Origin of the sequence: Methylobacterium trifolii, assembly GCF_022179685.1 — a bacterium.
Classification (GTDB): domain Bacteria; phylum Pseudomonadota; class Alphaproteobacteria; order Rhizobiales; family Beijerinckiaceae; genus Methylobacterium; species Methylobacterium trifolii.
Genome location: NZ_BPRB01000106.1, coordinates 1 through 17230, shown reverse-complemented (window position 1 = coordinate 17230; position 17230 = coordinate 1). Strand labels below are relative to the sequence as shown.

The following is a 17230-nucleotide window of genomic DNA, read 5'->3' as shown; positions in this document are numbered from 1 at the left end:
CCGATGATGCACACCGAGACCGCACCGCCGGGCAGCGCGGCGCCCGTGTTCCACGCGGAGGAGGAGCACGCCCACGAGACGGGGACGATGCTCGGCTTCTGGATCTACCTGATGAGCGATTGCCTCATCTTCGCGGTCCTGTTCGCCACCTACGGGGTGCTCGGCCGCAACTACGCGGCCGGCCCCTCGCCCAAGGACCTGTTCGAGCTGCCGGTGGTGGCGCTCAACACCTCGATGCTGCTCCTGTCCTCCATCACCTACGGCTTCGCCATGCTGGAGATGGAGAAGAACCGGGTCGGCGCGATGCAGCTCTGGCTCATCGTCACGGGGCTGTTCGGAGCGGCCTTCATCGGCATCGAGATGTGGGAGTTCTCCCACCTGATCCACGAGGGCGCGACCCCGCAGCGCAGCGCCTTCCTGTCCTCGTTCTTCGCCCTCGTCGGCACCCACGGGCTGCACGTCAGCCTCGGCATCATCTGGCTGGTCGTGCTGATGATCCAGGTCGCCCAGCGCGGGCTGATCGTGGAGAACAAGCGCCGGCTGCTGTGCCTGTCCATGTTCTGGCACTTCCTGGACGTGGTCTGGATCGGCGTCTTCACCTTCGTCTACCTGATGGGAGTGCTGCAATGAGTTCGGCGACGGAGGCGGGCCACCCCGCCGGGCCGCACGGGCACGACCACGCGGACGAGGGCGGCCACGGCTCGTTCAAGGGCTACGTGACCGGCTTCGTCCTGTCGGTGATCCTCACGGCGATCCCGTTCTGGCTCGTCATGGGCGACGTGCTCGGCAACAAGCTCCAGACCAGCATCGTCATCATGGCGCTGGCCGTCGTGCAGATCGTGGTCCACATGATCTACTTCCTGCACATGAACACGAAGTCGGAGGGCGGCTGGACCATCCTGGCGCTGATCTTCACGATCACCCTGGTCGTGATCACGCTCACCGGCTCGATCTGGGTGATGTATCACCTGAATACGAACATGATGCCGATGTCGCCCCACGACCTGATGCACCACAAGCCCTGACGCGTGGGCACGCGGAAGGCTTCGCCTCCGGGCGAGGCGGAGCCGGGCCGGGATTCCGGTGGACGGCCCCTGGCCGCCCTCGTCATCCTCGACCTGGCGGGCCTGCTAATCCTCGTCGTCCTCGTCGGTCTCGGCACCTGGCAGGTGCAGCGTCGGGCCTGGAAGCTCGACCTGATCGCCCAGGTCGAGGCACGGGTCCATGCGCCGGCGGTCGCGGCGCCGGGACCGGCCGACTGGCCCGGCATCACCTCGGCGGACGCCTACCGGCGCGTGCGCCTGACGGGCCGGTTCCTCCACGACAGGGCGAGCCTGGTCCAGGCCGTGACCGTGCTCGGCGGCGGTTTCTGGGTCATGACGCCGCTCGAGGCGGCGGACGGCGTCACCGTGCTGGTCAACCGCGGCTTCGTGCCGGCCGACAGGCGCGATCCGGCCGGTTGGAGCCGGCCCGACGGCTCGCTGACAGCAACGGGCCTGCTGCGCGTGAGCGAACCCGGCGGCGGCTTCCTGCGGACCAACGCGCCGTCCGCGGACCGATGGTATTCGCGCGACGTGGCGGACATCGCGGGAGCCCGCGGCCTCGGTACGGTAGCACCCTATTTCATCGACGCGGAGGCCGGCCCCGACCCCTCCGCCCTGCCGGTCGGCGGACTGACGGTGGTGGCGTTTTCCAACAACCACCTCGTCTACGCGATCACGTGGTTCACCCTCGCGGCCATGGTGCTGGCGGCGATGCTCTACGGCACCGCGGCCGGGTTGCGCCCGTCACGGTCGGCGGACCCGGGCGGAGATTGAGCGGGACGCGCCAGGATCGCGCTCTCGACGAAGTCCGTCACCCCGGCGACGTAGCGCTCGATCGTGGTGCCGCGCTTCCGGTACTTGGCGCGCTTCACGTACCAGTCCTGAAGCAGCGGCTTGATGAGTGAGGCGGTGAGGTCCACGTCCTCGATGGCGAAGACGCCCTCGGCCGCGCCCCGCTCCAGCACGCCGGCGAACATCCGCTCGGTGGCGAGTTCCCCCTCGGTGGCGATGCGGCGTGCCGGCGCGGGGAACCCCTTCGCCTCCATGTAGGCGAAGACGAACCAGGGCTGCATCGCCTCCGTCAGGCGCAGATGCGTCTCGATCAGCCAGCGCAGATGGGCGGCGGGCCGCTCGGCCACGCCCGGCGGCGGGTTGCCGAGCACGGCCTCGGCGGTCTGCGCCACCTCGGTGAGGATCATCAGGAGCAGCGTGTTCTTGTTGTCGAAGTACGAGTACAGGCCGCCCATGCTGAGGCCGGACGCCTTGGCGAGGTCGCGCAGCGAGGTCTCGTGAAAGCCCTGCCGGCTCGACAGCCGGAGCACCGCCTCGATGATGCGGGCGAGGTTGGCGGTCGCCACGTGCGCCTTGCGCACGCTCACCGTGTCGCGGTGCCGCTCGAGGATGCGGCCGCAGATCGCCTCGGTCGCGTACGGTTCGGGGGCAGGGGCCTCCCCGGCCTGTCTGGCTCGCGTCATCGTCCCGGTCCCGCGTCGGCCACGAAGACCGGACGTAGCCGGTTGCCAACCGGGAATCCAGGCGATAAAAATCGAGCGCTCGCTCGTTTTCTTCGATGACCACATGGGCGGATAGCGGGAAGCAGGCAGCCGCGCCGGACGCGTCTCCAAGGGGCCCAGGCATGGATTTCACCGTTTCTCCCCACGTCGAAGCGTATCGCAGCCGCGTCGCCGCCTTCGTCGATGCCGAGATCCTGCCCCTGGAGAGCGACCCGGCGGCCTACGACGCGCACGGCAACATCGGGCTGGCCCACCTGGAGCGCCTGCGGGGGATGGCCCGCGAGCAGGGCCTGTGGTGCCTCCAGCTCAAGCCGGAGACCGGCGGGGCGGGCCTCGGCAAGGTCGGGATGGCCGTCTGCTACGAGGCGATGAACCGCTCGATCTTCGGGCCGGTGGTGTTCAACTCGGCCGCCCCCGACGACGGCAACATGATGGTGCTGGAGGCGGTCGGCACCCCGGCCCAGAAGGAGCGCTGGCTCGCCCCGATCGTGGCGGGCCATGTGCGCTCGGCCTTCGCCATGACCGAGCCCCATCCCGGCGGCGGCTCCGATCCGTCGATGATCCGCACGCTGGCCGAGCGGCGGGGCGAGACTTACGTCGTGCACGGCACCAAGTGGTTCATCACAGGCGCGGAGGACGCCGCCCACTTCATCCTGATGGCCCGCACCTCGGACGATGCCCGCAAGGGGCTCACCGCCTTCCTGTTCCACAGGGACCAGCCCGGCTGGGAGATCGTGCGCCGCATCCCGATCATGGGCCCGGAGGAGCATGGCGGGCATTGCGAACTCGCCTTCGACGGCCTGGAGATTCCGGCCGAGAACGTCCTGATGGGCGAAGGCGACGGCCTCAAGCTGACGCAGATCCGCCTCGGGCCGGCGCGGCTGACGCATTGCATGCGCTGGCTCGGCCTGTCGAAGCGCTGCGTCGAGATCGCCCGCGCCTACGCGTCGGAACGCCAGGGCTTCGGGGTTCGGCTGGCCGACCGGGAGAGCATCCAGCTCATGCTCGGCGACCTCGCCATGCGCATCGAGGTCGGCCGCCTGCTGGTGATGAAGGCCGCCTGGGCCCTCGACCGGGGCTCCTTCGCGCGCAAGGAGGTGTCAATGGCCAAGGTGCACGTGGCCAACCTCCTGCACGCGGCCGCCGACACCGCGATCCAGATCAACGGGGCGCGGGGCTATTCGAAGGACACGGTGCTGGAGTGGATCTACCGCTACGCCCGGCAGGCCCGCCTCGTGGACGGGGCGGACGAGGTCCACAAGATGGTGCTCAACCGCTCCCTGGAGGCCGAGGGCGAGGCCTTCTGGCGCTGGGACGTGTCCGGGGACGCGGCCTAGGCAGTCTCCGAGTACCTGGATTCAGACGACCGACGCGACGAGGACCGAGACGGATGGCGGATGGGGTTGTGATCGTCGGCGGGGTGCGCACCGCCATCGGCACGTTCGGCGGGGCGCTGGCCTCCGTGCCGCCCTCGGAGCTGGCCGCGGCCTGCGTCGCCGAGGCGCTGCGCCGGGCCGAGGTTCCGGGCGAGGCGGTCGGCCACGTCGTCTTCGGCAACGTCATCCCGACCGAGCCGCGCGACGCCTACATCGCCCGCGTCGCCGCCATGGAGGGCGGCATCCCGCAGGAGGTGCCGGCGATGACCGTCAACCGCCTCTGCGGCAGCGGGCTCGAGGCGATCGTCTCGGGTGCGCAGGCGATCCTGTTGGGCGACGCCGAGGTCGCGGTGGCGGGCGGGGCCGAGAGCATGAGCCGCTCGCCCCACATGCTGCGCAGCGCCCGCTTCGGCCAGCGGATGGGCGACACGGTGGCCCTCGACTACATGACCGGCGTGCTGAGCGATCCCTTCGGCAACGGCCATATGGGCGTGACCGCCGAGAACGTGGCCAGGCGCTACGACGTCTCCCGCGCGAAGCAGGACGCCTTCGCCGCCGAGAGCCAGGCGCGGGCCCAGGCCGCGATCCGGGACGGCCGCTTCCGGGAGCAGATCCTGCCCGTCACGGTGAGTTCCGGCCGCAAGAGCCAGGTCTTCGACACGGACGAGCACCCCAAGCCCACCAGTCTCGGCGACCTGGAGACGCTGCGCCCGGCCTTCACGCGGGACGGCAGCGTCACGGCCGGCAACGCCTCGGGCCTCAACGACGGCGCGGCCGCCCTCGTCCTGATGAGCGCGGCCAGGGCCGAGCGCGAGGGCCGCAAGCCTCTGGCCCGCATCGTCGGCTACGCCCATGCCGGCGTCGATCCGTCCGAGATGGGCATGGGCCCCGTGCCGGCGGTGCGGCGCCTGTGCGCGCGCACCGGACTGAGCGTCTCGGATTTCGACGTGATCGAATCGAACGAAGCCTTCGCGGCCCAGGCCTGCGCGGTCTCGCGGGAACTCGGCCTCGACCCGGCCAGGGTCAACCCGAACGGCGGCGCCATCGCGCTTGGCCACCCCATCGGGGCCAGCGGCGCGATCATCGCGATCAAGGCCGTCTACGAACTGGCCCGCACGGGCGGGCGCTACGGCCTCGTCACCATGTGCATCGGCGGCGGCCAGGGCATCGCGCTGGCGCTAGAGCGGCTGCACTGAGGGCTGCGGACAAAGGGACAGGCGGCGACAGGAGGCGATCATGGCAGGGTTGTTCGATCTCGACGGCACGCACGTGCTCGTCACGGGGGCGTCCAGCGGCCTCGGCCGGCACTTCGCCGGGACGCTGGCGCGGGCGGGCGCCAGGGTCTCCCTCGCCGCCCGGCGCGCGGGTGCCCTGGCCGAGACCGTGGACCGGGTCGAGCAGGCCGGAGGCCAGGCGCACGCGGTCGTCATGGACGTGACGGAGGCCGCCGGCATCGAGGCCGCCCTGGACGCCGCAGAGGCCCGGTTCGGCCCGGTCGGCGTGCTCGTCAACAACGCCGGCGTCACCGTGACCAAGGCGGCCCTGGACCTCGACGAGTCCGACTGGGACGGCGTCCTCGACACCAACCTGAAGGGCGTGTGGCTGGCAGCACAAGCCACCGCCCGCCGCATGGTCCGCCACGGCGGCGGCGGCAGCATCGTCAACGTCGCCTCGATCCTGGGGCTTCGGGTCGCGGGTGGGCTTGCGCCCTACGTCGTCTCGAAGGCCGGCGTGATCCAGCTCACCAAGAGCCTGGCGCTGGAATGGGCCCGCCACAAGATCCGCGTGAACGCCCTCGCGCCGGGCTACATCCAGACCGAGCTGAACGACGCCTTCTTCGAATCCGAGCCCGGCAAGGCGCTGATCAAGCGGGTGCCGCAGCGGCGCCTCGGGACCGCGGGCGAACTCGACGGCGCGCTGCTGCTCCTGGCCTCGCAGGCCGGCAGCTACATGACGGGCTCGGTGATCGCCGTCGACGGCGGCCACCTGGTCTCGGGCCTCTGACATGCTGGACGAAGCACGCCGGGCCGCCCTGCGCAGCTGGATCGCCGGACGTTTGGAGGCTCCCGACCTCGCGATCGAGGAGATCCGGCCGCTGGGCGGCGGCTCGATCCAGGAGAACTGGCTGGTGCGCTGCCGGCTCGGCGAGGACGCGCGCACCTTCGTGCTGCGCAAGGATGCCGCGGCCACGATCGCGTCGAGCCGCCCGCGGGCCGAGGAGTTCCGCATCCTGGAGGCGGCCTACCGGGCCGGCGTGCGCGTTCCGGAGCCCGTGGGCTTCTGCGACGATTCCGGGATCGTCGGCGCGCCCTTCGCCCTGATGGCCCTCGTCGAGGGAGTGGGCCTCGGCCCCCGCATCGCCAAGGACCTCGGCCTCGGGGGCGACCGCGAGCGTCTGGCCGAGCAGCTCGGGCGGGAGCTCGCCAAGATCCACGCGATCCTCCGGCCCGGAGAGCAGGACGCCGCCGGCCTCGGCTTCCTGGGCGACCCGGCCCCGCAGCCAGCGCTCGCCGAGATCGCCGCGTTGCGGGCGAGCCTCGACGGGATCGGCGCCGTCCGTCCGGCCATCGCCTGGGGCCTGCGCTGGGCCGAGCGCCACGCGCCGGATTGCCCGGCGCAGACCCTGGTCCACCGGGACTTCCGCACCGGCAACTACATGGTCGATCCAAGCGGGCTGACCGCGATCCTCGACTGGGAGTTCTCGGGCTGGGGCGACCCGATGCAGGACCTCGGCTGGTTCTGCGCCGCCTGCTGGCGCTTCGGCAGGCCGGCGCTGGAGGCCGGCGGCATCGGCAGCCGGGCAGCCTTCTACCGGGGATACCGGGGGGAGGGCGGCCGGGTCGTCGACGCGGCGGCCGTGGCCTATTGGGAGGTGATGGCGCATCTGCGCTGGGCGGTGATCGCCCTGGAGCAGGGCTTCCGCCACGTCTCCGGCCGGGAGCCCTCCCTGGAACTGGCCCTGACCGGGCGCATGGTGCCCGAACTCGAACGGACCATCCTCAAGGCGACTGCCCCCGAATCCTGGAGCCGCGCATGACCGACGCCCCGTCCGGCGCCGCCCTCCTGGCCGTCGCCCGCCAGGCGCTGACCGACGAGGTCGTGCCCGGCCTGTCCGGCCGGCCCCGCTACGTCGCCCTCATGGTCGCCAACGCGCTGGGCATCGCCATGCGCGAGATCGAGCGGGGCGGGGCGCTGGAGGCGGCCGAGGCGCGGGCCCTGGAGCCGGTCTCTGGCGCGGACGACCCGGTCGCCGCCCTGGTGCGCGCGATAGGCTCGGGGCGGCACGATGCCGACGTTGCGCTCCACGCCGCGCTCCTTCAGGCGACCGACATCGCCGCCGGAATCTGGAAACCGGAGCCGGCCGGGCAAGGCGAGGGCGGATAACCCGCTCCGCCGGGCGCCTTCAGGAGAGCGCCCGCGCCTGCTCCCGCAGCACGAACTTCTGGATCTTGCCCGTGGCGGTCTTGGGCAGCGGCCCGAACAGCACAGTCTTGGGCACCTTGAAGCGGGCCAGCCGCTCCCGGCAGAAGGCGATCACCTCCGCGTCCGTGAGGGGGGCGGAGCCGGGCTTCAGTTCGAGGAACGCGCACGGGGTCTCGCCCCAGGTCGCGTCGGGCTTGGCGACGACGGCGGCCAGCATGATCGCAGGGTGCTGCGTCAGCACCTCCTCGACCTCCAGGCTGGAGATGTTCTCGCCCCCTGAGATGATGATGTCCTTCGAGCGGTCCTTGATCTCGACGGCGCCGTCGGGATGCCAGACCGCGAGGTCGCCCGAGCGATACCAGTCGCCCACGAGGGTGCCGCCCGTGGCCTCGGGATTGCCGAGATAGCCCTTCATGATGGTGTTGCCGCGCATCATGATCTCGCCGACGGTGACGCCGTCCTGCGGCACCGGCCGCCCCGTCCCGGGATCGGCCACCATCAGCCCCTCGACGGTGGGCAGCGCCACACCCTGGCGCGCCATGCGGGCGTAGCGCGCCTCGGTTGGCAGGTCGGCCCAGTCCGGCTGGAACAGGCAGGCCGTGCCCGGCCCGTAGCTCTCGGTGGCGCCGTAGAGATGGGTCACCTTGAAGCCCAGCTCCTCCATGGTGCGCAGGATCGTGGAGGACGGAGCGGCCCCGCCGGTGGCGCAGCGCACCGTCTGCGCGAAGGACACGCGGACCTCGGGGTCTGCGTTGGCGATCATCGAGAGCACGATCGGCGCGCCGCACAGGTGCGTCACCCCGTGCTCGGCGATGAGCCGGAAGATCGCCGCCGGCTCGACCTTGCGCAGGCAGACCTGGGTGCCCCCGGCCGCGACCACCGCCCAGGGGTAGGACCAGCCGCTGCAATGGAACATCGGCAGGGTCCAGAGATAGACGCTGCCGCCGGTGAGCCCGAAGGTGACGGCGTTGCCGAGCGCCTGGAGATAGGCGCCGCGGTGGCTGTAGACGGCCCCCTTCGGATCGCCCGTGGTGCCCGAGGTGTAGAGCAGGCAGAGGGACTGCCACTCGTCCGCCGGGCCGGCCCAGGCGTAGTCCGGATCGCCCTCGGCCAGGAGCGCTTCGTAGTCAACGGCATCGAAAGGAGCGTCCGCCGCGCCCGGCGCCGTCACCTCGACCACCAGGGGTCTGTCGCGCACCAGGCGGAGGGCGTCGGCCACCAGCGGCGCGAAGTCGCCGTCCACGATCAGCACCCTGGCCCGGCCGTGATCGAGGGAGAAGGCGATGGTCGCCGCATCGAGGCGGGTGTTGAGGGGGTTGAGCACGGCGCCCAGCATCGGCACGGCGAAGTGCGCCTCGATCATCTCGGGGATGTTGGACGCCAGGATCGCCACCGTGTCGAGGCGGCCGATGCCGCGCCCGGAGAGCGCCGAGGCGAGGCGCCGGCAGCGCGCGTAGAGGGCGGCGTAGGTGATGCGGCGCTCGCCGTCGATGACGGCCAGGTTTTCGCCGAAGGACGCCGCCGCCCCGGCGAGGAAGCTCGCCGGCGTCAGGGGGACGTAGTTCGCGCCCGTCCGGTCGAGGCCCGTCTCGAACGGATGCCGGTCGTCGTGCGTCATCGGGTGGCCCTCTCGATCACGCGGCGGCGCGACGGGCATGCGGGGCTCGGATTGGTGCACGCCCCGCGAGGCTGTCAAGCAGCGCCGCTGTGAGGGACGGGGGTATGGCGCGAAGGTGAGCGTCCGGCAGGCCGCCCCGTCGTGACGAAAACGGACGATCGCCGGTTGGTCCGCCAGCGGACCATCGCTGACCGTCGCCTTCGCGAAGCCGGGAAAGGTCGGGCGCCGCACTCAACGATGCCGGGCCGGACCATCTTGATCGCGCGGCCGGAATATGATGCTGCCGGAGCCGGCAGCGTCGAGAGGACATGGGAATGGCATCCGAGGATGGAACGGGGGCGCGATCGCGCCGGCTCGCCGAAAGCGGCGTCGCCCGGGCGCGGGAGGCCTACGAGGCCTATGCCGAGGCCGGCGAGCGCGTCGTGAACGCCTTCGAGGCCTCCGCCGCGCAGACGCTCTCGGGCATGCGCACCTTCGCGGAGTCCGCCCGGTCGGCGATGCGGCCCGCCTCCGGCAGCGCCCCCGACGGACGGCCCGGCGCGCACGGCTACGACGCGTTCGAGGCGGCCACCCGCACCTGGGCCGGGATGCGCGAGATCGCCCAGGCCATGCTGATCGCCTCCGACACCAACGTCCGGGCGACCCTCGACTGCGCGGAGAATCTGGCCCGGGCCGAGGACCCCTCGGCCTTCGTCGCGGTGCAGGCCCGGTTCTTCAAGGAACAATCCGCGCGCTTGACGCAGCAGATGATCGACCTGCAGCAGACCACGGACCGCGTCGCGCGGGACCTCGCCCCCGCGAAGCCGGACGCGCCGTGACCGGACGGCGCCACCGCACCGCGTCGGCTGGAATGACCCGCCCGATGACGCGAGCCGCGACGGCATGAGCCCTCCCGCCGTGCCGTTCCGGACGGGCCTGACGCGCGGCTTCGCGCAAGGGGCCTTCCACGACATCGCCTACGTCGAGTGGGGCGAGCGGGACAGCCCGCACGTGATCGTCTGCCTGCACGGCCTCAGCCGCCAGGGCCGCGACTTCGACCCCCTCGCCCAGGCCCTGGCGGGCATGGGCTACCGCGTGGTCTGCCCGGACTTGGTGGGGCGCGGGCGCAGCGGCCGGCTGAGGGACCCGGAAGGCTACGGCCTGCCGCAATACGCCGCCGACATGGCCATGCTGGTCGCCCATCTCGGGGTCGACAGCCTGGACTGGATCGGCACGTCGCTGGGCGGCCTGACCGGGATGGTGCTCGCGGGGGCGAAGGGCTCGCCGATCCGGCGCTTCGTCATCAACGACATCGGCCCGTTCCTGCCCTGGGCGCCGGTTCGCGCCATCGGCGCCCGCCTGCGGGAGGCGCCGCGGCTGCACGAGAGCCTGGAGACGGCCGAAGCGCGCCTGCGCACGGTCCACGCGCCGTTCGGCCCCCTCACGGACGCGCAGTGGCGCCACCTCACCGAGCACAGCTTCGTGCCCGAACCCGCCGGCGGCTTCCGGCCGCATTACGATCCGGGCATCGGCAACGCCTTCCGGCCGGGCCGCGTCTACAGCGTCAGCATGTGGCCGGTCTGGGATGCGATCACCTGCCCGGTGCTGCTGCTGCGCGGGGCGGATTCGGACCTGCTGCTGCGCGAGACCGCCGACGAGATGACCCGCAGGGGACCGCGCGCCACGCGCATCGACATTCCGGGCTGCGGACACGCCCCGGCCCTCCTCGACGCCCACCAGATCGGGATCGTCACGGACTGGCTCGGCCGGCCGGAATGAGGGCGCTCGATGCGCCGCCGCCGGTCCCGCATCCGCCTTCGCGATACGGGCCGGACGGGACGCGCCGCATCGCGGCCGAGCGACTCCTGCGCGACGACGGCCCCGCCCTGGAGATCCTGGTCGCCCGGCCGGAAACCCTGGGGGCGGGTGCGCCGGTCCTCTTCGTCCATGGGGCGTTGGCCGGAGCGTGGTGCTGGCGCGAGAGCTACCTTCCCGCCTTCGCCGGGGCGGGGCGCCATGCGGCGGCCGTCAGCCTGCGCGGGCACGGCCGCAGCGAAGGAGGGGGCGAGGTCTGGCGGGCCGCCATGGCGGAGTTCCTCGCAGATCTCCGCCATGCGATCGGCGCGATGCCGGCTCCACCGGTGCTGGTCGCGCACTCGATCGGCGGCCTGATGGCGCAATGGCTGATCGGGCAGGCCCCGTTGCAGGGCCTCGTCCTGGTCGGGTCGCTGCCGCCCGAGGGGCTGGGGCTGATCTGGCCTTGGCTGGCGTGGTCGGGCTGGGCGGCGGGCATCGCGGCCCTCTGCGGGGCCGGACCGGACGGGAGTCCCGCTCGGCACCGCCTGATCTTCGGAGACGGCATGCCGGCCGCGGACGCGCGGGCCTACGCCGCGAGACTGGGGCCCGGATCCCTCGTCGCGGTGGCCGAGGCGTGCATCCCGCGCCCCGTGCTGCCGGCCTTCGCCGCCGGCCTGCCGGCGCTGGTGCTGACGGGCGCCGGCGACACCATCGTCGATCCGCTGACCGCCGCCCGCACCGCCCTCTACCACGGCGCGGAATACCGCCTGCTTGCCGGCGCCGGCCACTTCCCGATGCTCGGGCCGGCGGCGGAATCCGGCTCGGCCGCGGTGCTGGCCTGGCTCGCCCGGCACCGGCTCTGAGGCGGGCTACCCGCCGAACAGGCGGCTGGCGACCGCCGGGAACCTGTCCTGCCCGCGTCCGGCCACCACGACGAGGCGCCGGACCTCGCCGCGCAGGTACGCCTGCAGGAAGCGGTTGTAGTCCTTGAAGGAGACGCAGCCGTTCGAGGCGCCGCTCGGGCCGAGCATGTAGGTGTGGGCCAGGATGCCGTCGCGGCCGTGGATGGCGGCACTGCCGCCGACCGGGTTGAGGCGGATGGCCCGCACGCCGTGGAACAGGGCCTCGCGCTCGGTGAGGTCGTAGGTGCCCGGCGGCGTCGCACCACGCATCCGCTGGTGCACGTAGCGCGGGTCGTCCATGCTGCTGCCGAGCCCGGAATGGGCCTCCAGCCGCTCGCCGCTCGGGAGCGTCACCATGCGGGCGGTGATGTCGTAGATTGCGGTGCCGGCCGCCGCATCGGGGGCGGGGCCCAGCAGGCGGCGCGGGGCCGGGTCGAGGGCGCCGGTGTCGACGGCGGCATAGGCGAGCGCCGGCCCGGCGGAGGGCTTGGCGCCGAACACCGTCTCGAAGAACGAGCGCTCGGCCTCGGCATTCTCGCGCGCGGCGACCTGCGCCCGCGGCGGGGCGGGGCGCTCGGCAAGGCGCGCCTCCGGACGCCGGAACTCGGCGGGCCGGCGCATCGGCAGGGGCACGGTCTGGAGGACGAGGGTGGCCTGCCGGACCGGCTGCGACCGCGGCACGTCGACAGGCTCGCCGGCTTGGGCGACCGGTACGGAGGGCGCGACGGCGGCAACGGGGGCCGGGGCGGTCCGCGCGAAGGCCGACCCGAGGGGCGCGGCCTGACCGATCGCGCGGGGCGCGAAGCCGAGGGCGGGAGCCGGGTCCAGCATCCAGGCGATGCGTCCGGGCGACGCCTTGGCGGCCGGCTCCGGGTCCGTGTCGGCCCGCTCGACCGGCTGCGTCTCGGTGGGCATGTTGGAGCGGGGGAGGGCGGCCAGGACGATCGCCACGGCACAGATCGGGATGAGATAGCGCCCGAGATTGCGGCGGCGTCTGCGGCGGCCGGACGGATGCGCGGCGTCGATCATGCGGGCTGTACTCGGATACGCGTATCCCGCACGGATTCCGGCCGTCGCTCGATGCGCGGAGGCGCGAGCGTGCGACGGGTCGGTCGTTACTGCCGCTGGGGAAACATCAACCTCGACTGCGGCCCATTGAGCACCGGTTTGGTTAATCCCCGATAAATCGGACGCCTGAACTCAGGCCGGCGATGGCACGGACGTAGCCCAGTGCAGGGGTAATCCGGATCGACGGCATGGCCGGTTCGAGTGGATCGCGTCGACCTCCCGCCTCCGACACCCCAACATCGGTGCCGGGCTCGTCACCGAATTGAGCATTCGTGTCGACGGAAACAAAATTTCCGCCTTTCGAGCCTCACGAAATCTGCTTGACTCACCGAGAAAATGGCAGATTCATTGTGACCGTTCGAAACGAGGCGACGCCATGGCCACGATCAACGGTACGAACGGCCCCGAAATTCTGGACGGGACGCCCTTCGCGGACACGATCACGGCCTTTGCCGGCAACGATACGATCTACGGCGAGAAGGGCGACGACGTCATATTCGGCAACCAGGGCGACGACCTGATATACTCCTCCTCCGATCGCAATGCGTTCGATTACTGGGGCCAGGATACGATCTACGGCGGACAGGGCAGCGACAGGATTTACAGCTATACGCTGGATTTCGGGTCCGTCGTCTTCGGCAACCTGGGCAACGATTACATCGAGGTCAGCGTACAGGGCTCGGCGACGGTCTTCGGCGGGCAGGGCGACGACGTCATCCTCAGCACGGGCCTCCGCGGCGACCAGCTCTACGGCGACCTCGGCAACGATTCCGTGACCGGCGGGATCGGGAACGACACGATCGTCGGCGGGGCCGGAGACGACACGCTCACGGGCGGGCAGGGGGCCGACGTCATCGCCGGATCGGTCGGGTCGGACCTGATCTTCGGCAACCAGGGGAACGACGTCATCCTGGCCGATACGAGTTCGGTCGCGGGCGCCTCGGGCAACGATACGGTCTACGGCGGGCAGGGCGACGACACGATCCTCTACGGCGTCCCTGGCGTCGCCTCGACCGCGACCGCGATCCTGCTGGGCAACCTGGGCAACGACACCATCGTCGGCGGGGACAGCCCGGACACCATCTACGGCGGGCAGGGCAACGACCTCATCGCCGGCGCCGGGGGCAACGACGTGCTCTCGGGAGATCTCGGCGCCGACCGGTTCGTCTTCACGGGCAACACGGGTGCCGACATCATCCTGGGCTTCAGCCAGTCCCAGGGCGACCGGATCGACCTCCAGGGCCAGACCTACACGCAGGCCGGCGACGGGAACGGCGGGACGATCCTGACCCTGTCGGGCGGCGGGACGGTCGACCTGCTCGGCATCGCCAGCGTCGACAGCTCGTATTTCGGCAGCGGGCCTCCCCCGCCCAAGCGCTGATCCCTCATGCCGGCCGGCATGCGCGGCGAGGGGGCCGCCTCAGCGCCGTATCCCCCTTGCGGACGACGCCACGGATAGGACAAAAAGTCCGCCGGCCCGCCTTCCGGCGCGGCCGGGACGGGTCCATGGCGGTCTTCTTCACCAGCGACACGCATTTCGGCGATCCGCGGGTGCTGCGGCTCGACCGGCGGCCGTTTCCGGACCTGCCCGCCCACGATGCCGCGCTGATCGAGACCTGGAACGCGGCGGTGGGCCCGGAGGACGAGGTCTGGCACCTGGGCGACTTCGCCCTCGGTCCTCCGCCCGAGCGCGTCCGCGCCATCCTGGCCGCCCTGAACGGCACCAAGCGGCTGATCGTGGGCAACAACGACGGCCCCGACACCCTGTCCGCCCCCGGCTGGGCGTCGGTGGCCCACTATGCCGAGATCGAGGCCGACGCGCGCCGGCTCGTCCTGTGCCACTACGCCTTCCGCACCTGGAACGGGATCGGACGCGGGGCGATCAACCTGCACGGCCACTCGCACGCCCAGCTCCGGCCGATCCCGAAGCAATACGACGTGGGCGTCGACGCGCAGGGCTTCGCACCGGTCACGCTGGCGCAGATCCTGGTCTCGCGGCGTCGCAGCAAGGTTGCATCGGTTGCGGAACCTTCGCCGTAGCTCGGCCGTTTCAGCAGCAGAACGGCAAGGCTCCGACCGGGGCGGCCCGGACAAACCCGTAGTTCCGCTCTCGTGATCGTCTTCACGGTGCCCCATGACCAAGATCTTCGCAACGACCCTCGCCGGGATCGGCCTTCTGGCCGCCTCCGGTTCCGTCCTCGCCGCGCCGGCCTGCATCGAGGCGCAGCGCAAGGTCGATGAGGCCTCCGCCCTCCGCTACCAGGCCCGCCAGGAAGCCCGGATCGGCAACCACGACCGGGTCTGCGACACCCTCGACGAGGTCGGGGACCGCTACGAGGAGGCCCGCGACGCCTTCGACGAATGCGGGGCCGGCGTCGTCGCCATCGACCTGCGCAGCGAGTTGCGCGGCCTGCGGGTCGCCAAGCGGATCAACCGCTGCGACTGACCGCGTGCGTCCTCGCACACCCAAGCGCGTGCCTTAAGGGCATCGTCACCACCAAGGCGACCCCGAGTCGCCGACAGGACCGCTCGTCATGACCTCGCAGACCCAACCCCTTGCCCAGCCCCTCGCCCAGTCCCTCACCGCCTCCGTCACGACCGGTCCGTCCTTCGCCGCGGCGCTGGTCGGCTTCCTCAGCACCACGGTCGCCACGACCATGCTGATGTTCCTGCTCAGCAGCGTCTGATCGCCGTCCCAGACGAAATCCGTTTGATCGCTGCCCGATGCGGATGTCGAGTTCGCTCAGGCGCCGCGCGGGCTTCGCGGTACCGTGCCGGCTCGATCAGGCGGACACGGTATCAGGGCGCGACCGACCAGAAGCGGCGCTTCGAGAACAGCATCTCCTGCGTGCCGACGCCCGGCGGCGGGGCGGCCCGGGGCGGGCAGGCCGGCTCGGGGCGCGCGACCGCCGCGGGCATGGTGATCGCGGGCGCTGCGGGAAACAGGCCCAGGCGGCTCTGCACCTCGGGGTGACGGGCCGCCGCGATCGTGGCGATGCAGGCGATGAGCCCACCGGCCACGAGTCCCAGAACGAAGTTCATCATCCCCGACGCAATCCAGCGGCCGGGCCGGCGCCCGGCCCGCAACGGTGCTCGCTCCGCAACCCGGCGGCATTGGGGCGAAGCCCGCTCACGGCCTCTTAAGATTCCGGTGCGACAAATCCGGCCGGTGTCCGCAGCGCAGTCGCGGACCGAGCGCCGGGAACGCCCGATCGATGAGCTATGCCGCCAACGCCTATGCCAGAACCTCGCGCAGCGCCCTCTCGCCGCGGGAAGCGGAAGCGGCAGTCCTGATCAAGGCGGCCAACGGCCTGCGCACCATCCGCACTGGCTGGCCCGAGCAGGCGGCCGCCCTCAACGAGGCGCTGAGCTTCAACCAGCGGGTCTGGACCCTGATCTCGTCGGAGGCGACCGCGGCCGAGAACCCGCTGCCCGAGGCGATCAAGCAGAACGTCGGGCGCCTCGGCGTCTTCGTGCTGCGCTGCTGCATCGACACGATGATCGCGCCGACGCCGGAGAAGCTCGACGCCCTGATCTCGATCAACCACAACCTCGCCGCCGGCCTCCAGGGCGATCCCGGGCAATAACCGGCCGGCTCGGCGCGGCGGGCGAAACGCCCGCGCACCGGTAGCACTCCCTCGGGGCGCCAAGGCGCAGCAGGGGCTTCGTGAGGGAGATTCAGGCGGCAGGCGCGATCGCTGCCGGTTCCGCGCCGTCGAGGAGGCGGGCCTCGAAGGCGACGAGGTCGCGCGCGGCCTTCAGGGCCCGATAACGGTCTCCCGCCGCGATCCGCTCGTAAATCGCCGCAATGTAGGGCCTGGCGCTCGGGGCCGCCTCCATCACCGCGCTCGCCAGCGCCATGAAGTGTGTCTCGGCATCGAACGGATCGTCCAGCACGTAGGCGCGCTGGAGCGCGACGCAGATCTGCTTGGCCGGGGTGTCGGCCTCCGATTCCCGCACGATCTCGGATTCGCGCAGGACCTTGTGGTCGGTCTCGACGATGAAGCTGGTGCGCCGGGGCCCGTTCCGGATGGCGCAGGGGCCGATGATCAGGCGCTCGTTGGGCTTGAGCTCGATCCGCAGCGGCATCGACGTCCCCCTCGCGGCACCACGCTTGGAGTGGGGGCGCCGTCCACGCCCCGCACTGTCGATCCGATTGGTTAACCAAACGACAACGGCGGGGCCCTGTGGCCCCGCCGTCGATGGGTCCGGAGTGGGCGCAGGCCTCACTTCAGGAGCTGGAGGACGCCCTGGTTGGCCTGGTTGGCGAGGCCCAGCGTCTGCTGGGCGATCGACTGGCGGGTCTGAAGCGCGGTGTAGTTGGCCGCCTCGAAGTTCAGGTCGGCGTTCGTCAGGTAGTCGGCGCCCGTGGTCAGCACGTTGGCGATCTGCTTGGTGAAGTCCTGGCGGGTCTGCACCACCGAGAGGTTCGAGCCCAGCGTCGAGGCCGTGGAGCGGAGCGAGGTCAGCGAGTTGGTCAGGGCGTCGGCAGCCTTGGTGAGGTCGGCGT

Annotated in this window: 22 protein-coding genes; 16 read left to right on the top strand and 6 right to left on the bottom strand. The window is 71.5% G+C overall.

The window, feature by feature from the left end:
• The first annotated feature begins 3 nt into the window (after positions 1 to 3).
• From cyoC to COGEMETH_RS10480, 3 genes are all read left to right on the top strand, one after another.
• Positions 4 to 630, top strand: a complete 627-nt coding sequence (gene cyoC / locus COGEMETH_RS10490) for a cytochrome o ubiquinol oxidase subunit III (RefSeq protein WP_238182517.1) — start codon at positions 4 to 6, stop codon at positions 628 to 630.
• A complete protein-coding gene (gene cyoD / locus COGEMETH_RS10485; RefSeq protein WP_238182516.1) occupies positions 627 to 1025 on the top strand; it encodes a cytochrome o ubiquinol oxidase subunit IV in 399 nt (132 codons plus the stop codon). The genes cyoC and cyoD overlap by 4 nt, the downstream gene beginning before the upstream one ends.
• Positions 1026 to 1094: 69 nt before the next feature.
• Complete coding sequence (locus COGEMETH_RS10480; protein WP_238182526.1) at positions 1095 to 1817, top strand: SURF1 family protein; 723 nt, start codon at positions 1095 to 1097, stop codon at positions 1815 to 1817.
• On the opposite strand, the gene COGEMETH_RS10475 is transcribed toward COGEMETH_RS10480, so the two are convergent.
• Positions 1760 to 2518 (bottom strand): TetR/AcrR family transcriptional regulator, encoded by a 759-nt coding sequence (locus COGEMETH_RS10475; RefSeq protein ID WP_238182515.1) that lies wholly within the window; start codon positions 2516 to 2518, stop codon positions 1760 to 1762. The two genes, COGEMETH_RS10480 and COGEMETH_RS10475, sit on opposite strands and share 58 nt — an antisense overlap.
• A gap of 161 nt (positions 2519 to 2679) precedes the next feature.
• Here COGEMETH_RS10475 and COGEMETH_RS10470 point away from each other — a divergent pair, with 161 nt between their 5' ends.
• The 5 genes from COGEMETH_RS10470 to COGEMETH_RS10450 are packed head-to-tail and all read left to right on the top strand — an operon-like array spanning position 2680 to position 7317.
• Complete coding sequence (locus tag COGEMETH_RS10470; protein ID WP_238182514.1) at positions 2680 to 3894, top strand: acyl-CoA dehydrogenase family protein; 1215 nt, start codon at positions 2680 to 2682, stop codon at positions 3892 to 3894.
• 53 nt (positions 3895 to 3947) lie between these two features.
• Positions 3948 to 5129 (top strand): acetyl-CoA C-acyltransferase family protein, encoded by a 1182-nt coding sequence (locus tag COGEMETH_RS10465; RefSeq protein WP_238182513.1) that lies wholly within the window; start codon positions 3948 to 3950, stop codon positions 5127 to 5129.
• Between the two features lie 40 nt (positions 5130 to 5169).
• Positions 5170 to 5937, top strand: coding sequence for an SDR family NAD(P)-dependent oxidoreductase (locus tag COGEMETH_RS10460; RefSeq protein WP_238182512.1), 768 nt, complete (start codon positions 5170 to 5172; stop codon positions 5935 to 5937).
• Position 5938: 1 nt separating this feature from the next.
• On the top strand, positions 5939 to 6970 hold the full coding sequence (locus COGEMETH_RS10455) for a phosphotransferase family protein (RefSeq protein WP_238182511.1): 1032 nt from the start codon (positions 5939 to 5941) through the stop codon (positions 6968 to 6970).
• On the top strand, positions 6967 to 7317 hold the full coding sequence (locus tag COGEMETH_RS10450) for a DUF6285 domain-containing protein (RefSeq protein ID WP_238182510.1): 351 nt from the start codon (positions 6967 to 6969) through the stop codon (positions 7315 to 7317). Before COGEMETH_RS10455 ends, COGEMETH_RS10450 begins: the two co-directional genes overlap by 4 nt.
• Positions 7318 to 7336: 19 nt before the next feature.
• Here COGEMETH_RS10450 and COGEMETH_RS10445 read toward each other — a convergent pair whose 3' ends face one another.
• Entirely contained in the window at positions 7337 to 8974 is a 1638-nt protein-coding gene (locus COGEMETH_RS10445) for an AMP-binding protein (protein ID WP_238182509.1), read from the bottom strand.
• A 314-nt stretch (positions 8975 to 9288) separates the two neighbouring features.
• Between COGEMETH_RS10445 and COGEMETH_RS10440 the strand changes: the two genes are divergently transcribed.
• The 3 genes from COGEMETH_RS10440 to COGEMETH_RS10430 all read left to right on the top strand — a co-directional run bounded on the left by COGEMETH_RS10440 (position 9289) and on the right by COGEMETH_RS10430 (position 11613).
• Positions 9289 to 9792 carry a phasin family protein gene (locus COGEMETH_RS10440; RefSeq protein WP_238182508.1) on the top strand — a complete coding sequence of 168 codons (504 nt, stop codon included), beginning with the start codon at positions 9289 to 9291 and terminating at the stop codon, positions 9790 to 9792.
• A 64-nt stretch (positions 9793 to 9856) separates the two neighbouring features.
• Positions 9857 to 10732, top strand: a complete 876-nt coding sequence (locus COGEMETH_RS10435) for an alpha/beta fold hydrolase (protein ID WP_238182507.1) — start codon at positions 9857 to 9859, stop codon at positions 10730 to 10732.
• Positions 10729 to 11613: an alpha/beta fold hydrolase gene (locus COGEMETH_RS10430; protein ID WP_238182506.1), complete on the top strand. Its 885-nt coding sequence runs from the start codon at positions 10729 to 10731 to the stop codon at positions 11611 to 11613. The genes COGEMETH_RS10435 and COGEMETH_RS10430 overlap by 4 nt, the downstream gene beginning before the upstream one ends.
• A 6-nt stretch (positions 11614 to 11619) precedes the next feature.
• Here the strand turns inward: COGEMETH_RS10430 and COGEMETH_RS10425 are convergent, their stop codons facing one another.
• The gene (locus COGEMETH_RS10425; RefSeq protein ID WP_238182505.1) at positions 11620 to 12681 is read right to left on the bottom strand and encodes a tlde1 domain-containing protein; all 1062 of its coding nucleotides are present in this window, start codon (positions 12679 to 12681) and stop codon (positions 11620 to 11622) included.
• Between the two features lie 415 nt (positions 12682 to 13096).
• On the opposite strand from COGEMETH_RS10425, the gene COGEMETH_RS10420 reads away from it, so the two are divergent.
• From COGEMETH_RS10420 to COGEMETH_RS10405, 4 genes are all read left to right on the top strand, one after another.
• Positions 13097 to 14101 carry a calcium-binding protein gene (locus COGEMETH_RS10420; protein ID WP_238182504.1) on the top strand — a complete coding sequence of 335 codons (1005 nt, stop codon included), beginning with the start codon at positions 13097 to 13099 and terminating at the stop codon, positions 14099 to 14101.
• 125 nt (positions 14102 to 14226) lie between these two features.
• Positions 14227 to 14760: a metallophosphoesterase family protein gene (locus COGEMETH_RS10415; protein ID WP_238182503.1), complete on the top strand. Its 534-nt coding sequence runs from the start codon at positions 14227 to 14229 to the stop codon at positions 14758 to 14760.
• 94 nt (positions 14761 to 14854) lie between these two features.
• Positions 14855 to 15166 carry a hypothetical protein gene (locus COGEMETH_RS10410; RefSeq protein WP_238182502.1) on the top strand — a complete coding sequence of 104 codons (312 nt, stop codon included), beginning with the start codon at positions 14855 to 14857 and terminating at the stop codon, positions 15164 to 15166.
• Positions 15167 to 15254: 88 nt separating this feature from the next.
• Complete coding sequence (locus tag COGEMETH_RS10405) at positions 15255 to 15407, top strand: hypothetical protein (protein ID WP_238182501.1); 153 nt, start codon at positions 15255 to 15257, stop codon at positions 15405 to 15407.
• Between the two features lie 112 nt (positions 15408 to 15519).
• Here COGEMETH_RS10405 and COGEMETH_RS10400 read toward each other — a convergent pair whose 3' ends face one another.
• Positions 15520 to 15765, bottom strand: a complete 246-nt coding sequence (locus tag COGEMETH_RS10400) for a hypothetical protein (protein ID WP_238182500.1) — start codon at positions 15763 to 15765, stop codon at positions 15520 to 15522.
• Positions 15766 to 15935: 170 nt separating this feature from the next.
• On the opposite strand from COGEMETH_RS10400, the gene flaF reads away from it, so the two are divergent.
• Complete coding sequence (flaF, locus tag COGEMETH_RS10395; RefSeq protein ID WP_238182499.1) at positions 15936 to 16307, top strand: flagellar biosynthesis regulator FlaF; 372 nt, start codon at positions 15936 to 15938, stop codon at positions 16305 to 16307.
• A gap of 91 nt (positions 16308 to 16398) precedes the next feature.
• Here flaF and COGEMETH_RS10390 read toward each other — a convergent pair whose 3' ends face one another.
• Together COGEMETH_RS10390 and COGEMETH_RS10385 are read right to left on the bottom strand one after the other, a co-directional pair.
• The gene (locus tag COGEMETH_RS10390; protein ID WP_238182498.1) at positions 16399 to 16809 is read right to left on the bottom strand and encodes a flagellar biosynthesis repressor FlbT; all 411 of its coding nucleotides are present in this window, start codon (positions 16807 to 16809) and stop codon (positions 16399 to 16401) included.
• A gap of 137 nt (positions 16810 to 16946) precedes the next feature.
• Positions 16947 to 17230 (bottom strand): flagellin (locus COGEMETH_RS10385; RefSeq protein ID WP_283214976.1); only part of this gene is annotated, 284 nt, incomplete at its 5' end.

Bases quoted from the DNA above. Each gene is read 5' to 3' on its own strand.
- cyoD (WP_238182516.1), top strand. From the start codon at position 627: ATGAGTTCGGCGACGGAGGCGGGCCACCCCGCCGGGCCGCACGGGCAC.
- cyoC (WP_238182517.1), top strand. From the start codon at position 4: ATGATGCACACCGAGACCGCACCGCCGGGCAGCGCGGCGCCCGTGTTC.
- COGEMETH_RS10400 (WP_238182500.1), bottom strand. From the start codon at position 15,765: ATGATGAACTTCGTTCTGGGACTCGTGGCCGGTGGGCTCATCGCCTGC.
- COGEMETH_RS10390 (WP_238182498.1), bottom strand. From the start codon at position 16,809: ATGCCGCTGCGGATCGAGCTCAAGCCCAACGAGCGCCTGATCATCGGC.
- COGEMETH_RS10425 (WP_238182505.1), bottom strand. From the start codon at position 12,681: ATGATCGACGCCGCGCATCCGTCCGGCCGCCGCAGACGCCGCCGCAAT.
- COGEMETH_RS10440 (WP_238182508.1), top strand. From the start codon at position 9,289: ATGGCATCCGAGGATGGAACGGGGGCGCGATCGCGCCGGCTCGCCGAA.
- COGEMETH_RS10415 (WP_238182503.1), top strand. From the start codon at position 14,227: ATGGCGGTCTTCTTCACCAGCGACACGCATTTCGGCGATCCGCGGGTG.
- COGEMETH_RS10405 (WP_238182501.1), top strand. From the start codon at position 15,255: ATGACCTCGCAGACCCAACCCCTTGCCCAGCCCCTCGCCCAGTCCCTC.
- COGEMETH_RS10410 (WP_238182502.1), top strand. From the start codon at position 14,855: ATGACCAAGATCTTCGCAACGACCCTCGCCGGGATCGGCCTTCTGGCC.
- COGEMETH_RS10460 (WP_238182512.1), top strand. From the start codon at position 5,170: ATGGCAGGGTTGTTCGATCTCGACGGCACGCACGTGCTCGTCACGGGG.
- COGEMETH_RS10445 (WP_238182509.1), bottom strand. From the start codon at position 8,974: ATGACGCACGACGACCGGCATCCGTTCGAGACGGGCCTCGACCGGACG.
- flaF (WP_238182499.1), top strand. From the start codon at position 15,936: ATGAGCTATGCCGCCAACGCCTATGCCAGAACCTCGCGCAGCGCCCTC.
- COGEMETH_RS10470 (WP_238182514.1), top strand. From the start codon at position 2,680: ATGGATTTCACCGTTTCTCCCCACGTCGAAGCGTATCGCAGCCGCGTC.
- COGEMETH_RS10465 (WP_238182513.1), top strand. From the start codon at position 3,948: ATGGCGGATGGGGTTGTGATCGTCGGCGGGGTGCGCACCGCCATCGGC.
- COGEMETH_RS10430 (WP_238182506.1), top strand. From the start codon at position 10,729: ATGAGGGCGCTCGATGCGCCGCCGCCGGTCCCGCATCCGCCTTCGCGA.
- COGEMETH_RS10450 (WP_238182510.1), top strand. From the start codon at position 6,967: ATGACCGACGCCCCGTCCGGCGCCGCCCTCCTGGCCGTCGCCCGCCAG.
- COGEMETH_RS10435 (WP_238182507.1), top strand. From the start codon at position 9,857: ATGAGCCCTCCCGCCGTGCCGTTCCGGACGGGCCTGACGCGCGGCTTC.
- COGEMETH_RS10475 (WP_238182515.1), bottom strand. From the start codon at position 2,518: ATGACGCGAGCCAGACAGGCCGGGGAGGCCCCTGCCCCCGAACCGTAC.
- COGEMETH_RS10420 (WP_238182504.1), top strand. From the start codon at position 13,097: ATGGCCACGATCAACGGTACGAACGGCCCCGAAATTCTGGACGGGACG.
- COGEMETH_RS10455 (WP_238182511.1), top strand. From the start codon at position 5,939: ATGCTGGACGAAGCACGCCGGGCCGCCCTGCGCAGCTGGATCGCCGGA.